A 14,133-nucleotide genomic window follows, 5' to 3' on the forward strand; every position below is an offset into this window, starting at 1 on the left:
TTGACGGCGGCCACTCAATTAACGGATCCGGTCAAGCGTCCGCCTGCCGGGCAGCCACGCGAACGGGCGAATGCGTGGATTACGCTCTGGGGCATGGCCGACGCACCGTACAAGCTGATCCTCCTCCGCCACGGCGAGAGCGAGTGGAACGAGAAGAACCTGTTCACCGGCTGGGTGGACGTCAACCTCACCGCGAAGGGCGAGAAGGAGGCGACGCGCGGCGGCGAGCTGCTCAAGGACGCCGGCCTGCTCCCCGACGTCGTGCACACGTCCCTCCAGAAGCGCGCCATCCGCACGGCGCAGCTCTCCCTGGAGTCCGCCGACCGCCTCTGGATCCCGGTCCACCGCAGCTGGCGCCTGAACGAGCGCCACTACGGCGCCCTGCAGGGCAAGGACAAGGCGCAGACGCTCGCCGAGTTCGGCGAAGAGCAGTTCATGCTGTGGCGCCGGTCCTACGACACCCCGCCCCCGGCGCTGGACGTCGACGCCGAGTACTCCCAGTTCTCCGACCCGCGCTACGCGACCCTCCCGCCGGAGCTGCGCCCGCAGACGGAGTGCCTCAAGGACGTCGTCAACCGCATGCTCCCCTACTGGTTCGACGCGATCGTCCCGGACCTGCTGACGGGCAAGACGGTCCTGGTCGCAGCCCACGGAAACTCGCTGCGCGCCCTGGTCAAGCACCTCGACGGCATCTCCGACGAGAACATCGCGGGCCTCAACATCCCGACGGGCATCCCGCTGTCGTACGAGCTCGACTCGGACTTCAAGCCGGTGAAGCCGGGGGGGACCTACCTGGACCCTGAGGCGGCTGCGGCTGCCATTGAGGCGGTCAAGAACCAGGGGAAGAAGAAGTAGAGTTTGTGATCATGCCCCCGAACTGCGCGAATGGCGCGGGTCGGGGGCATTTTCACGGCCCGGGCCCACTGTGGGCCCTCAGTGCCGGTGATCAGTCAGGCCGAAGAGCCTTGCCGAGTGCCTTCCGCGCACGGTCCCGGCTGGTGGGCATCAGGTGGGCGTACACCTTGAGCGTCAGCCCCGGATCGGAGTGCCCCAGGTACTCGCTGACGGCCTTGATGCTCTCCCCGGCGTCCAGCAGCACGGACGCGTAGAAGTGCCTGAGCGCGTGCATGCCGTGCTCACGCGCGGCGGCATGCTCCCGGCTCTTCGCAGCGGGGATGACGCCCACCTTGGCGAGCGCGGGCTTCCAGTGGTCCTCGTTCAGCGACGTGCGCCAGACGTGTCCACCGAGCGGGCCGGTGAAGATCAGGCGCTTGGTCACGGGCGGGCCGCCGGCGCGCATCCACGGCAGCGTGATCTCTATCGGGCGGAAGAGCTTCATGTGCGCCTTGAGCGCGTCCGCCACAGGGTCGGGCAACGGCACGTCCCGCAGCTTGCCGCCCTTCGGCGGGGCGAACACGGGTGTACTCAGGCTCAGCTTGAGCTGTTGGACGACGTGCACCGTGGCGTTGTCGAAGTCCAGCTCTTCGACCGACAGCCCGAGGATCTCGCCCTGTCGGAGACCACACCCGGCTCCCACGTCGACCATGGGCCGGAACCGCTCGACCAGGGCGCCGCGCATCGCGAAGACCCGTTCCGGCAGCCACGGGACCACACGGCGCGCGCCCATCTCGGGGAGCGTCACCGTACGGGAGTTGCAGGGGTTCCGGGGCAGATAACCGTCCTCTACGGCCGCGCTCAGGATGGCGCGCACGTTGGAGAAGATCACGCGGGCGTACGACCCGGACATGCCGGAAGCTTCGAGCTGGGTCACGAACTCGCGAATGTGGCTGGGCTGGAACCCACCCAGAGGCCGGGCCCCGATGCGAGGGAAGGCGTGAAGCTTGAGCTGAGACTGCATCGACGCTCGGGTGTTCGGGTCGCCGCTCTGGCTCTCCAACCACTTCTCCGCGAAGTCCTGGAACGACGTCTTGGCCGCGTTCGGGTCGATGTACTGCCCGCGCGCCACGTCCGCGCTGATGTTGCTGAGCCACTGCTCAGCGAGACGCTTCTGTCCGTCGGCGAACGACTTCGACTTGCGCTTGCCGTCGGGCGCGAAGTAGCGGGCCCGGTACCTCAGGCCGGTGCCGTGACGCTCGGTCTTGACGCGGACGGTCTTGCCGCTGGTGCTGGTCTCGGTCCTGAACCAGCGGTCTTGAATGCTGCCTGACATGTGACTCTCTTCCTCTGTAGCAGGACACGGCGGGGCCTGGTGAGGCCCGTCCGGCCGGTTTCGGGGTGTGCTGGGTCGGGCCCGCTACTCGCTACGGGCCTGATCAGTTGGGGTTTGGGTTGCTAGCGGGGTTGCTACCGGTAGTGGGTGGGGGTGCTACCGGTAGCAGCGTCGGGCGGGGGCTCAGGGAGGCTGGGACAGGGGATGTCGGGTGGCGTTCGGAGGGGGTTTTCGGGGGTGCCGGGGGTGTGCCTCCCTGCCTCCCTGAGGGGGTGTCCGCGCTGGTCAGGCAGAGGGAGGCGGGTCAGGGAGGCGGTCAGGGAGTTCTCCCTGCCTCCCTTAGCCGGGCGGGCGTCCCTCCCTGTCCATCGGGGCTCGGCGGGGAGGCGGAGGCAGGGGCTCGGAGAGGCTTCAGGAGGGGGTTTTCGGGAGGGTTCCGGCGGTGCCTCCCCGCCTCCCCGAACGGGTCTTTGCGCTGGTCACTACGGGGGATGCGGGCCGGGGAGGCGGTGGGGGAGTTCTCCCCACCTCCCCGGCCCGGCGGGCGGTGCCTCCCCGTCGGCTGGACGGCTCAGGCCGCGTCGCCGAGGGCGGTCCGTTCGGCCTCCCACGCCTGTACGGCGGCGGGGTTGAAGCGGAGATAGCGGCCGACGCGGAAGCCGGGCGGTCCGATGCGCTTGCGGCGCCACTGATAGACCGTCTCGACGCTCGGGAGGCTGAACATGGTGACCAGGTCTTCGGGGGTCAGGTAGCGGTCGGGGAGGCCGCCGCGCAGGAGGGCGCGCGGGTCGGTCGGCTGGTCGGTGGCCATGATGGTGGTAACTCCTCGTGTCCGGGGTGCGGTGCGTGGGAGTGGTGCCGGGCGGCCGTTCTAGAGAGTTGGTGCATTCCAGCGTCCGCAGCGCCCCAGCGTCCGCACGGTCGCGTTATGGCAGGCCAGTGGGGGTGAGGGGTGTGGACGCTAGGGCGGACGCTGTGGACGCTGGACGGCTGTAGCGTCCGCAGCTTCGACGTGTCCGGGCCGCTGGTGTGCGGCCCGGCCCGGTGGGCATTCCGGCTACGTCAGTGCTGGTCGGGTTGGGTTCTGCCGTGCCCCGGCGGGGCGACCTCCGGCCAGAGGGAGGCTTGTTCGGGTGTGGACGCTGACTCGTCTTCGTCGGGTGCGCGGGAGAGGGTGAGGAGTCGGTGTCGGTGCCGGTCGCGGCTACGTTGTGTGTCGTCGACGGTGATCCCGATAGACCGCAGCAGCGGGGCGAGGCGCTTGACCCTGCCGCTTGCGCGAGTGGCGTCCTTGGGCCAGTTCGGCGGACGCACGAGCGGGGCGGGGAGGACTTCGAGCAACTGAGCGGCCGTGCCCTGCCACGTGCCCGCCTGGTCGACCAGGGCGGCAATGGCCATGGCGAACTGGTCGCCCTCCATCGCGTCCGTGGCGACGTTCGCCGACGTGGCGAGGTAGTCGCCCAAGGTGTTCCAGCCCTGGGTCTGGTCGACGGCCGCCAGGACGCGGGCGAAGTCGGCCATGCGCGGCATGGACTCCAGCCGCACGTCGGGAAGCACCGCGAGCGCGCACGCCAGCACATCGAACAGAGCCCCGAGCACGGCCGGACGGACCGCCTCAAAGGTGGCGTCCAACTCCTCCTCCGAGCGGCGCCGGGTGGAGTCGATGAGCTGCAAGTCCAGCAGCAGCACCCGTTCGGCGAGGTCCCCGGCGAGAGCTCCCGCGTCGATGGTGGTCATGGCCAGCACCCGCTTGAAGGTGAGGACCACCACGTCGTCGTCGGTGTACAGGGCCCGGTCGACTACCCCGTCTCCGGTCACGGCCTTGCACAGCGTGTCCGAGAGCCATGGCGGGATCGTGCTGATGTTGTCCAGGCAGAGCGCCCATGAGCTGAACGCCTGCCGGGACCACGCCTTTTCGTCCCGCGGCTGACTGCGCTTGGCGGCCGGGGAGGGGTCGACCAGGTTGATGAACATCTGCGCGGCCTTGGACTTGCCCGTGCCCTGCTCGCCCTTGCACACCAGCGCCGGGTGGGGGATGTCCGGAATCCAGGCCGCGACCAGCCAGCCCACGAGCTGACGGAACGCGGACTCGTCCATGTTCAGCAGCGCGTGCAGCTTGGCCAACCCGTCCCCGTCCACGACGGGTTCGGGCATGGGCGCCATGGCGCCGGATCGGCGGAAGAGCACCGGGGCCCGGTCGACCACGTTCCAGCCGACACCGGTCACGACGACCGCGCGGCCGTCCGCGCTGCCGAGGTCGACCACGATGGCGCCGGCGGGGTCGCGGCCCACCCGCAGGTTCACCGTCACCGGGTCGGTGTCCTCGGCGATGCCCTCCAGCACGGTCATGGCATCCGCGAGGGCGGACTGTGAGGCGACCTCGCCGGGGTAGGCGTCCGCGAATTGCCGGGCCAGCCGCTGACGCACACCGGCCCGGCCCCGCAGAGGGAGCGCGATGTTCGGACCGTCCAGGGCGACCGCGTAGGGGCGGCCGTCGGTGGACGTCACGAACCGGTACTGCTCACGCGCCATGTTCACGATGCGTGCGGCGGCGGGCGGTGGCTTGCCGTCTCCGTCCGTGTGCGGGGGCCGTGCGGGTGTGCGACCTGCCCGTGTGGACGTGCGGTCGGGCCGTGCGGGGTCGGTGTGCGGATCGGTGTTCACGGCGGCGTTCACCGTGTTCACTGGTCGGGCTGTTCCGTTCACGGGTCGGGGCGATCCGTTCACGGGGGTGTTCACCGCGTTCACGCGGGCACCGCCTCTCCGGTCGGGCCCGCGCACGTCCGCACCGGTCGGGGCGCGCGCAGGCAGTTCGGTCGGGCCGACGGCCGCTGTTCACGGCGGCCGTGGCAGGTCGATTCACGCCGGTCAGGGGTCGACCGTCGGGCGGTCGAGTCGGGCGACCACACGGCCGCGAAAGTCGGCTGATGGGTGTGTGCGAGTCGGGCCAGCAACCGCCACGCGGCGAGCGTGAACGGCGCCGTGAACACGTCGTGAGCGACCGTGAGCGCGGGGCCGTCGACGTGAACAGTCGGGGCGTCGACGGGCCGCTTGACGGGCGTCGAACCCGCATCGTCCCGGGGCGTGACGGTGGGTGTGACGCGGGTCGTCACGCTGGTGAGAGACGTGCCGCTGTCCTGCGCGTCGACGGGCGTCGAAGCGTCATTGACGCCCGTCGACGGGAACGTCGCGCACAGCAGCAGCGCGAGCGAGAGCGGGAGCCGGTTGGCCTTCGCGTCGTTGCACGACCGGCAGGCCAACACGAGCGCCGATGCCGACCAGGTGCGCCACAGGCTCACCGGGACGATGTGGTCGGCGGTGGCTTCCCGGAGCTCCCGGAACGGGCGGCGGCAGTAGTAGCACTGCTGCCCGTCGCGGGCGGCGAGCCGCTGCTTACGGGCTCGCCGCCGGTGCGAGTTCAGATGCGGCGGACGCTTGCTCACGCCGCCTGCCTCATGTCGTCCTGGGAGCGGGCGACGGTGTAGCCGTACGCGCCGTTGGCCTCGATCAGCCCCTCACCGCGCAGCACGGCCCACGCGTTGTCGATCGTGCGGCTGCCGACCCCGAAGCGCGCCATCAGATCCACACGGCGCGGGAGCCGGTCACCGGGCCGCATGGCCTTGATGTCCTTGCGCAGAGCGTCTGCGACCTGGGCGAACTTCGAGTTCGCGCGCCGCCCGGTGCTCTTGGCCTTCGGCGCGGCCTTGGCGCCGGGGGCCGACACGCACCGCACGATGGCTGCGGTCGCGTCGTGGCTCAGGCCCAGCCTCTTGACGATCTCGCGCTTACTCAGGCCCTGGTGCTTGAGCAGCAGCGCCTGACGCGTCGTCGACTCCAGCCGCAGCAGCGCCGCCCGACGCTCCGGGCTCAGCTCCGACAGCGCCTCCCGCTCCCACTGGGGAAGCGACTCCAGCGCTACCGGCTCACGCGAGAGCTCCGGGTTGTCGATCTGGAGCATCAGCACGGCCGACTCAGCCATTCGCACGGCCGTCGAATCGCCGCACCCGAGCTGTTCGGCCATCGAGCGCGGGTCCAGCCCATCCAGCATCAGCAGCAGCGCCGCGCGCTCCTGCTCGGGCAGCGCCTCGACCATCGTGGCCAGGTAGACGGGCAGTTCGACCAGGGCGCAGCCGCTCGGCATCAGCGGGCACAGCCAGTTGCAGGTCACCGGGTCGGCGAAGTCCACCACGACTTCACCAGCCGCCCGGCCGCTGACGTAGCCGAGAACCTGGTGCTTGGTCTTGTAGAACAGCAGCGCACGAACCGAGTCCTCCGACAGCGACTCGTCACCCAGCAGCGGACCGCGAGCGCCGTCACGGGCCACCTGCACCCACATCCCCTGAGCGATGTCCTCCGCAACCGTCCACGCACTCGCGCTGTCGTACCCACGCCGCTTGAGCTGCGAGTACGAGTAGCGCACCATCCGGGCCCCGTACTGCTCGTACAGCGAGCCCAGCCGCGCCGACTGCTCAGCCGTCATCGGTACGACCTCCCCGTTACGGGTCTTTCCTCGGATCGGCTCGTCGCCCTGGGGTCCGGGCCGGTCGGCCGCATGTTCCACGCTGGTTCCAGGCATGATTGATGCACCCCTTATGGGTCGGGGAGCGGCTGACTGCTTGGCGGTAGGTGGCCGCTCCCTGTTACGGAGCCCCGGTAAGCCCTGTGCTGCCGGGGCTTCCCTATGGGCACAGGTGGGCACACTTAGGCGCGTTGGTCCACCTGCTCAACTTGTTGGTACAAGCTGATGTAGTGATGCTGCACCGACGGAGCGTGAGACGTCAAGAGGTGAGGAACGACATGTACCAACAAGTTGACCGAGTGCGTCATGATGGAGTCATGAGCAAGCAGCCGAAGTACCACCAGGTGGCCGATGCCCTTCGCCGCGACATCGTGGGCGGTGCGTACCCGCCGGGGGCCCGCTTGCCCTCGGAGAACGACCTCCAGGCCCAGTTCGAGGCGTCCAGGAACACTGTGCGCGCTGGTCTGAAGTTGCTGGCCAGTGAAGGGCTGATCTCGTCCAGTCAGGGACTCGGGTACGAAGTACGGAAGCATGAGGTGTTCGAGCTGAATGCCTCTCGCTTCGAAAATCTGACGTTCCCGCAGAACGGCGACTCGTACAACACGGACGTCACGAACGCGGGGCGCCGGCCGCACCAGACCTTCCGGGTTGAGATGACTCCGACGCCGGACTACATCGCTGAGCGGCTGAAGGTGGATAAGGGCTCCACCTCGGTACTTCGCTTCTGCCATCGCTTCGTGGACGACGTCCCATGGTCGACGCAGGCCACGCACTATCCGGACTGGCTCATCTCGAAGGCCCCCCGCCTTACCGAACCGGGTGATATCGCCGAAGGCACGACCCGCTACATGGCGGGGTTGGGCATCGAGCAGATCGGCTACTACGACGAGATCGCTACGCGCATGCCAACGCCGGATGAAGCCCGTTTGCTGGAGATCGGGGCAGGGGTACCGGTGCTGTTGTGGACGCGGACGGGCTACTCATCCGAGAGGCCCATCCGATGCACGGTCACGACCTTCAGGGGTGACCTGAACCGGATGAACTATGAGATCGGCGACCTGTCCGCCAGAAATGAGGACGACCCTAAGTGAAGATCACTCTTGCCCGGCCGGAAGACTTGCCCAAGCTGCTTGCCTTCCGGCAGGAAGCGGCCGGGTGGCTCAGCGAGTTGGGGTCTGACCAGTGGAGCCGTCCTTATCCGGCCGACCGACTCTTGGCGACGATCGAATCCGGAACCGTGTTTATGGTGCGGGACGGAGAGGTGACCTCAGCAACCATCACCCTGACGCCGGAAGCGGAAGAGGGGTTGTGGACTGAACAGGAACTGAGTGAGCCGTCTCTGTTCATAAACAAGCTGACGGTTGCCCGGACGCACGCCGGGCAGAACCTCGGCGGTCGACTGCTCGACTGGGCCGGAGACACGGCGTTTCGGTCCTCAGTGAAGTGGCTGAGGCTTGACGCCTGGACGACGAACGAGGCGCTACAGCGCTATTACCTGCGTCAGGGCTTCGAGCACGTGCGGACCGTCCGGGAAGGGGTCGCGGTGAACGGCGGGCCCCGTGTCTCGGGATGGCTTGCCCAGCGCGCCACGCAACCGGCCGACCACGGGTTCGTCGACGAGACGTCTGCTGTGAAATGAGAAGAAGGTGCGGCTACGGCCGCGCGACCCTTGGCAGCGAGCTGCGCTCGCGCGCGACGGCCGCCGTGCCTGCTGGGCTCCGTCGCGCGCGTTCGCTGGTCTGCCCGAAGTGTGACGCTGGCCGGTGGGCGGGTGTGATGGCCCAGTGTGAGGTGGTGTGACGCCCGCGTCACAGCGGGTCTGCCTAGGGGTTTGGGTGTGACGCAGCCGTCACGTGTGACGGTGTGACGGGAGCTCCCGAGTGCTCAGGCGCCGACCGGTGGCTTGTCGCGTTGCTTGTCGTCTCGCTTGTCGTGTGGCTTGTCGCTTGTCTTGTCTTGTCGCTTGTCGCATCCCAGGTCAGAACGCGTTTTCCGGCCCTGGGAGGGCCGGAGGTGCCGCTCTCGCCTGGCACACGACAAGAAGAGCACCCCGCACGTGGCGCGTGCTCTTCTTGTCGTGTGCCAGCAGCGGTGTCCGACTTGGCGTGTGCCAGGACGAAGAGACCACCCGGCGGCGGAGGTGGTCTCTTCTCGTCTGGCCAGTGTCCACAGCGTCCGCACCCGCCCCTTACTAAGAGCGGGCTGTGACCTGCGGAAATCGGCTCTTAGTAGCGGAGGGTGGCCGGACGCTGCGGACACTGGCGGACGCTACACATTTTGTTTAGCGTCCACAGGAAAAGTGCAGGTCAGAGGGGGTAGGGGAGGACCGGCGGACACTGCGGACGCTGTCTCCCCTCAACTCTCTAGGAGGAGTAGGGACGGCTTTTCCGGCGGGGGCAGGAGTGCGGTGGGCACGGCCGTCCTGCCCCCTGCGGAAACGCCTCCAGAAGCCACCCGGAGCGGCATCGGCCGGACGGGGCCCGCCTGGTCTGCCGTCTGCCCCTTGGAAGGCCCCGACGACGGCATTCCAGGGCGGGGCGGTGGGGAGTCCCCCGCCCTGGATTGCCGTCTCCGGACGCGTACGGCGTGGGGTGTCAGAGCCGGGTGTCAGAGGGTGTCAGCGTCAGGTGTCAGAACGGGTGACACCCGCGCCTGCCTAGGGGTTTGGGTGTCAGAGGGGTCCTGACTGTCAGGAGGTGTCAGGCAGAGACTGCGTCCGGATAGCCGCCCACGGTCGTGGGGCCCTGATTGGGGAGGCGGCCGAAGAACGTCCGCCCGAAGGGCGGTCCTTCTCGGTCTCTGCTGTGGCCCGAGCCGGGCCCCCTGTGGGCCCTCCGAGAGCGACAGCCAACGACAGACAACGACCACCAACGACGGCTCGATGGCAGGTCAGTTGGGGTGCCTACCCCTCTGACCAGGCCCGGAAAACGGGCCCCCCAGACCCAGGGGAAGAAGAAGTAACTCGACGCCAGTGAGCCCCCGGCCTGCGGTTTCTTCGCGGGGTGGGGGCTTTTTGGTGGGGGTGGGCCGTGTCTGGGCCGTCAGAGGCCACTCCCGAGGACCCGCTCACCATGGATCTGTGGGTTGACGACGACAACCGCACGGGTGCCCCGGCGTCGCACCGCCTTCAAGGCCGCCGACATTCCGGGAGAGGACCGTACACGCCTTGCGGCCGGCACTGCGGCAGGCGAAGACGGCACGGGCGGTCGGCCCGGAACTGGTCGGCCTGTACGCCCGCGGACCTGCCGGTCTCCGTGTTCATCGACGTGATCGCCGCAGCACGTGAACGCATCGACGTCCTGATGTACGCGACCGTGTACCTGCATGAGGCGTACTCCCGCCTCAACGACTTGCTACGCGAGCGGGCAGAGGCCGGCGGCACGATCCTCATCGCGCTGGGGGACGCTGACTCCCTCAACGTTCAACATCGGGGCTCAGAGGATCAGTTCGGCCACGGCATCGAGTCACGTTGCCAACTGGCACTCATGCACGATCAGCAGTTCTGGGGACCTAGCGGCCCGCACCGAGTACTACGACGACCCCGCAGCCCCAACCCCCAACAGCCTCGTCGTGGCCGCATCGGCAGTCGTCACCGACGACCAGGGCCGCATCCTGCCCTCCGACCTGGACGCCCTACCCATGCACCACACCCAGCGCCTACGGCTCCAACACTTCCTCGAAACCGCCCGACGCCGTATCTGGGGTAGGCCCGGGACTCGGCTGTTCCGATCCGCCGTCCACCAGGCAAGGCGGCGGCTCGCTCCGCTCACTGCGCGCGGCACGGACAGCAATCAGTCGTCTGCGGCCAGGAGTGGGTCCACCCATACCACTTCAAGGCCGACGGAACGCCATTCCTCCTGTGTACCGAGTGCGACTCGCTCTCGTGCCCGACGGGAAGGTGAGCGTGGTCCGAATGCGGTGGACCATGACACCGGCAGGTTGCAATCATTCACTTGGAGGAAATTGACCATTCATCAATAGCATGCTTGAAACGAGACGCCATCATGTGTCTGCGTCGGCGCCAAGGTGCGAGCTGAAGCAATGCTTCTTAGACTCGTTAATAGAGGTTGCCTGGGCGGCATACGCTCACTCCGTTCTGGAGGCACTCATGTCTCGGAGGAGCCGAAATCAAGGCTACTGGGCCGAGGCTACCGTCCCCAAGCCTCGACCTACACTGTGGCTGTCTCTCTGCATAATCGCAGCTGTGGCCGTACTCTGTGGAGTGTCGGCCTTTTGGGCCGACTTCACAAAGCGGGAAGGAAACTGGATTCTGCAGATCCTATGGCATTTGCGACCCTTCAGATTCTTTATCCTTGCCATCTTCTTCCTGATAGCCATCTATTGCTGGCGAAGGTTTAGCATGGCCCTGAAAATCAACACACCGGGGCCCATTTCCGTGACACCGCTCAGGGATGAGACGATCAGACATAATCTGGCAACAGACAGACTGACCACCTACTTCCGCGAGAGGCTCAACGAGGTAAACATTCAAGCCCCGGCACCGATTCCAGGAGGAGCGCAGCAAATTGATTTTGCGGAGGTGTTGCGCAGTCCGACGGTGGACACAAGGAACGTCGGCGCGAGCTTGGCTATAAACATCGGAAAACTACTGGCTGCAGGAAACATCAGTTACGCCTATCAGGTTAACGGTGCTCTCTTCAACAGTGAGGACGGGAAGCGCGGAGTGACCGTACAGGTCATGGTGCTGCCTAAGTGGGCCAGCCAGCCCATCACCTGTACAGATGAGACCTGGGAACTGGCCATAGACAAAGCGGCGTACGACGTATGCGCTTTCATCTTGCCGCTGACAAAACTCGTAGACAAACCGCCATGGCAGGCATGGCGGCGGCTTGCCATCCCGGGCCCACTTTTCAAGATTGTCCAACAAGCACAGCAATGCAAGGCGGAGAGGCGCTTCGACGAAGCACTTGGGCACTATTACGAGGCTTTTAATCTCGACCCTCGCAATCCATACCTTCGACTTGAGGTCGGCCTGCTTCAAGAGCAGCTTGGACTTTATCTCGATGCACTTGTCACATATGAAGGCGTAATTGACCTCGCCCCCTCGAATATGGACCTGAAGATTTACCACGCTCTCATGAGGAAGCCAGTTTATTTCCGCAGGAAAGGTATATCTATTCGCAGGGGCTGGTGGAGGGTTCCCCTACTCATGGCTCGATATCGGCAGGCGATCCTGCTGGGTATGGGTGAGCGCTTGAGCGGGGATTGGTCGCCACCTTACGAGCTTTCCGGTCCACGAGCGAAAGAGCGCACAGACCTTCGTGGTCAAATTAAGGAGATCTTCACAAGTGACTTTGAAGGTTTCCAGCTATACCTTTGTGATCACGAAGGGAAGTCAAACGACCATGAAATTGACGGAGTGCTCCCTGGCGGGTCTCTCGGAAAGGACCCAGAGAGGCTACTTCAGCAAGAGTTCTTCCAATTCCTGGGGCAAGTCAAGGCGCAGCAATTGAGTCGAGCCTACTTCTTCCCGCGGAGCATCCCAGAGCGGAAAATTCCACGAGCCGCTCTACGCCTCTTGTTGTTGTGTAACCCGGTCCGGCGGTGTTGGACCCGGAACCTTCGCCTTGGGGGAGCAGCCGATTCCCGCGGCCTTAAGTACTTGGCAGCCTACAGAGTCATCAAGAGGCCAGCCATCGCGAATGCGATCTGGCAAGCGATACGCACGTTCGAGTTTGCGCATGGATCGGTGAGAATGCACTGGCCTATCGACGCACAGGAGGTATCACGCCGAGTATCGTTCGGCCGTCACGGCATGAGGCTTTCCCGCCTGTCTCCGCATTGGCAGGACTTCTACGATGTCGCCTGTATTTATGCCGTCTGCATAACCCCGACCAAGCCGGGCTCGTCTGACAACCATTCCCCTACCGCGGAGAAGGATGAGGATTTTGCCGACAGATCTGTGAAATCACTTGAAAAATCTTTGCGACTTCAGGACAGTGGATTTGCCAGCTCAATTCGCTCATGGGTTACGGAGGATGACCCCGATCTTGTCGTTCTTCACAGAAGGCCAGAATTTTCCCACTGGGCAAAACGGCACTTCCCCACGACATGTCCGAACCAACCTCGCCCTGACAATGTTCAAGATATAGAACTGCTGTATTACGAGCAGCTACTTATCGAAAAGTCGGCCTCCATGGCTGCCGCCGTATGGGATTACCGCAGCGCGCGCACCTCGAATGGGAGCCTATCGCAGAAGAGGCTCCATGAGTGGCTCAGGAAGGAAAAGGAAGGGTGGGATCTGGTAGCTGAATTGATTAATAACCGGCGACATTGGCAGACGCGCTACAAATTCATCAACGCGATGCGTCAATTCGGGCACGACTCCTCACCGAATGACGTGGCGTACGAATTTGCAATTCCCCATCCCTCTTTCAGTGACGACCCGTTGATCGACCTATATGGCGATGACGCCCGCGACTGCTCTACCGAATTGACGCACGTCCTCAAAGAGAGAGAGCAGCGAATCAAGGAATTGGCAAAAATTCTTGCAGAGCGTCGGAAATGGTGCATGGGAAATTTGCCAAGTTCGCCATCTGCGGATGACATATCGAAGCTCTGCACGCAACTGGCAAACAGGTGGGAGACCTTGGCAAAGGCATTCCATGAACAAACGGATCGTGGCGATTTCAGACCTCTCGTCCCGGTTGGGGAGGTAGGCAAAAAGCCAGACGTCTTTTAGGGATGACCCGTGCCGACCAGGCATGCGGGCCCTCCGCCGGATCTGGGAAGCCCGATATCCAGTGGCGGAACCTTCTCGCCCCGTACACCATGCCCCCATGGTCTCGGATGAGCACACCAATGAACGAGCCGTGGCTCGATGGACGCAGTCGACCGTCTACCCCGACATGTGGGTCGATCCGGACGATGATCCGCGCGAGAGCGACACCGAAGTCGTCGATGAGCGCAGCACCCTGCTCGAGAACCTGCGCCACTACCGACTGACCCTGGAGATGAAGTGCGCGGGCCTGGACGCCGAGCAGATGGCTCTGCGGTCCGTGCCGCCGTCGACGATGTCGCTGCTCGGGCTGGTGCGGCACCTGACGGAGGAGGAGCGGCATTTTCGGCGGGTGATGGCCGGTGAGGACGCGCCGAAGCTGTATCGGACCGAGGAGGATCGTGACGGCGACTGGAACGGGGCGGTCGCCGACCCGGTGGTCGTGGAGGATGCCTGGCGGCAGTGGCGGGTGGAAGTGGAACTCACCGATCGGTACCTGGCCGGCGTCGGCGATCTCGCCACCCGGAACGCCGGGTTCTCCGACCTCGGGCCCGAACCCGGTGGACAGCTTCAGCTGCGCGATGTCCTGGTGGCGCAGATCGGGGAGTACGCGCGGCACTGCGGTCACGCCGACCTGCTGCGTGAGCTGATCGACGGTCGCGTGGGGCAGTGATGGACGCCGACTCTCCTTACCTGGGACGTAAT

The 14,133-nt window shown here is 65.6% G+C and carries 10 protein-coding genes and 1 pseudogene; 6 read left to right on the forward strand and 5 right to left on the reverse strand.

Translation table 11 applies throughout. From position 1 onward, the window contains the following. Positions 1–93 precede the first annotated feature (93 nt). On the forward strand, positions 94–855 hold the full coding sequence (locus tag OHU35_RS19445; protein ID WP_189729420.1) for a phosphoglyceromutase: 762 nt from the start codon (positions 94–96) through the stop codon (positions 853–855). Positions 856–946: 91 nt separating this feature from the next. Here the strand turns inward: OHU35_RS19445 and OHU35_RS19450 are convergent, their stop codons facing one another. The 5 genes from OHU35_RS19450 to OHU35_RS19470 form a co-directional block, all read right to left on the reverse strand. Beyond that, positions 947–2,170, reverse strand: a complete 1,224-nt coding sequence (locus OHU35_RS19450) for a tyrosine-type recombinase/integrase (protein WP_405506156.1) — start codon at positions 2,168–2,170, stop codon at positions 947–949. Positions 2,171–2,741: 571 nt separating this feature from the next. After that, on the reverse strand, positions 2,742–2,981 hold the full coding sequence (locus OHU35_RS19455) for a helix-turn-helix transcriptional regulator (RefSeq protein ID WP_405506158.1): 240 nt from the start codon (positions 2,979–2,981) through the stop codon (positions 2,742–2,744). Between the two features lie 251 nt (positions 2,982–3,232). Further along, positions 3,233–4,855 carry an ATP-binding protein gene (locus OHU35_RS19460; protein ID WP_405506159.1) on the reverse strand — a complete coding sequence of 541 codons (1,623 nt, stop codon included), beginning with the start codon at positions 4,853–4,855 and terminating at the stop codon, positions 3,233–3,235. 59 nt (positions 4,856–4,914) lie between these two features. Next, the gene (locus OHU35_RS19465) at positions 4,915–5,613 is read right to left on the reverse strand and encodes an HNH endonuclease (protein ID WP_405506160.1); all 699 of its coding nucleotides are present in this window, start codon (positions 5,611–5,613) and stop codon (positions 4,915–4,917) included. After that, positions 5,610–6,650: a sigma factor-like helix-turn-helix DNA-binding protein gene (locus OHU35_RS19470; RefSeq protein ID WP_405506161.1), complete on the reverse strand. Its 1,041-nt coding sequence runs from the start codon at positions 6,648–6,650 to the stop codon at positions 5,610–5,612. The genes OHU35_RS19465 and OHU35_RS19470 overlap by 4 nt, the downstream gene beginning before the upstream one ends. Before the next feature lie 356 nt (positions 6,651–7,006). Between OHU35_RS19470 and OHU35_RS19475 the strand changes: the two genes are divergently transcribed. From OHU35_RS19475 to OHU35_RS19495, 5 genes and pseudogenes are all read left to right on the forward strand, one after another. Then, positions 7,007–7,780, forward strand: coding sequence for a GntR family transcriptional regulator (locus OHU35_RS19475; protein WP_405506162.1), 774 nt, complete (start codon positions 7,007–7,009; stop codon positions 7,778–7,780). Beyond that, a complete protein-coding gene (locus OHU35_RS19480; protein WP_405506164.1) occupies positions 7,777–8,328 on the forward strand; it encodes a GNAT family N-acetyltransferase in 552 nt (183 codons plus the stop codon). The genes OHU35_RS19475 and OHU35_RS19480 overlap by 4 nt, the downstream gene beginning before the upstream one ends. Positions 8,329–10,181: 1,853 nt before the next feature. Continuing rightward, positions 10,182–10,328 (forward strand): annotated as a pseudogene (locus OHU35_RS19485) (DNA mismatch repair protein MutT); the annotation flags it as partial. Between the two features lie 721 nt (positions 10,329–11,049). Continuing rightward, positions 11,050–13,392, forward strand: a complete 2,343-nt coding sequence (locus OHU35_RS19490) for a M48 family metallopeptidase (RefSeq protein WP_189729422.1) — start codon at positions 11,050–11,052, stop codon at positions 13,390–13,392. A 97-nt stretch (positions 13,393–13,489) separates the two neighbouring features. Then, entirely contained in the window at positions 13,490–14,101 is a 612-nt protein-coding gene (locus tag OHU35_RS19495) for a DinB family protein (RefSeq protein ID WP_359893197.1), read from the forward strand. The last annotated feature ends 32 nt before the right edge of the window (positions 14,102–14,133 follow it).

It is taken from the genome of Streptomyces purpurascens, assembly GCF_045040895.1.
Taxonomy (GTDB): Bacteria; Actinomycetota; Actinomycetes; order Streptomycetales; family Streptomycetaceae; genus Streptomyces; species Streptomyces purpurascens.

Bases quoted from the DNA above. Each gene is read 5' to 3' on its own strand.
- OHU35_RS19495 (WP_359893197.1), top strand. From the start codon at position 13,490: ATGGTCTCGGATGAGCACACCAATGAACGAGCCGTGGCTCGATGGACG.
- OHU35_RS19450 (WP_405506156.1), bottom strand. From the start codon at position 2,170: ATGTCAGGCAGCATTCAAGACCGCTGGTTCAGGACCGAGACCAGCACC.
- OHU35_RS19475 (WP_405506162.1), top strand. From the start codon at position 7,007: ATGAGCAAGCAGCCGAAGTACCACCAGGTGGCCGATGCCCTTCGCCGC.
- OHU35_RS19445 (WP_189729420.1), top strand. From the start codon at position 94: ATGGCCGACGCACCGTACAAGCTGATCCTCCTCCGCCACGGCGAGAGC.
- OHU35_RS19470 (WP_405506161.1), bottom strand. From the start codon at position 6,650: ATGACGGCTGAGCAGTCGGCGCGGCTGGGCTCGCTGTACGAGCAGTAC.
- OHU35_RS19455 (WP_405506158.1), bottom strand. From the start codon at position 2,981: ATGGCCACCGACCAGCCGACCGACCCGCGCGCCCTCCTGCGCGGCGGC.
- OHU35_RS19490 (WP_189729422.1), top strand. From the start codon at position 11,050: ATGGCCCTGAAAATCAACACACCGGGGCCCATTTCCGTGACACCGCTC.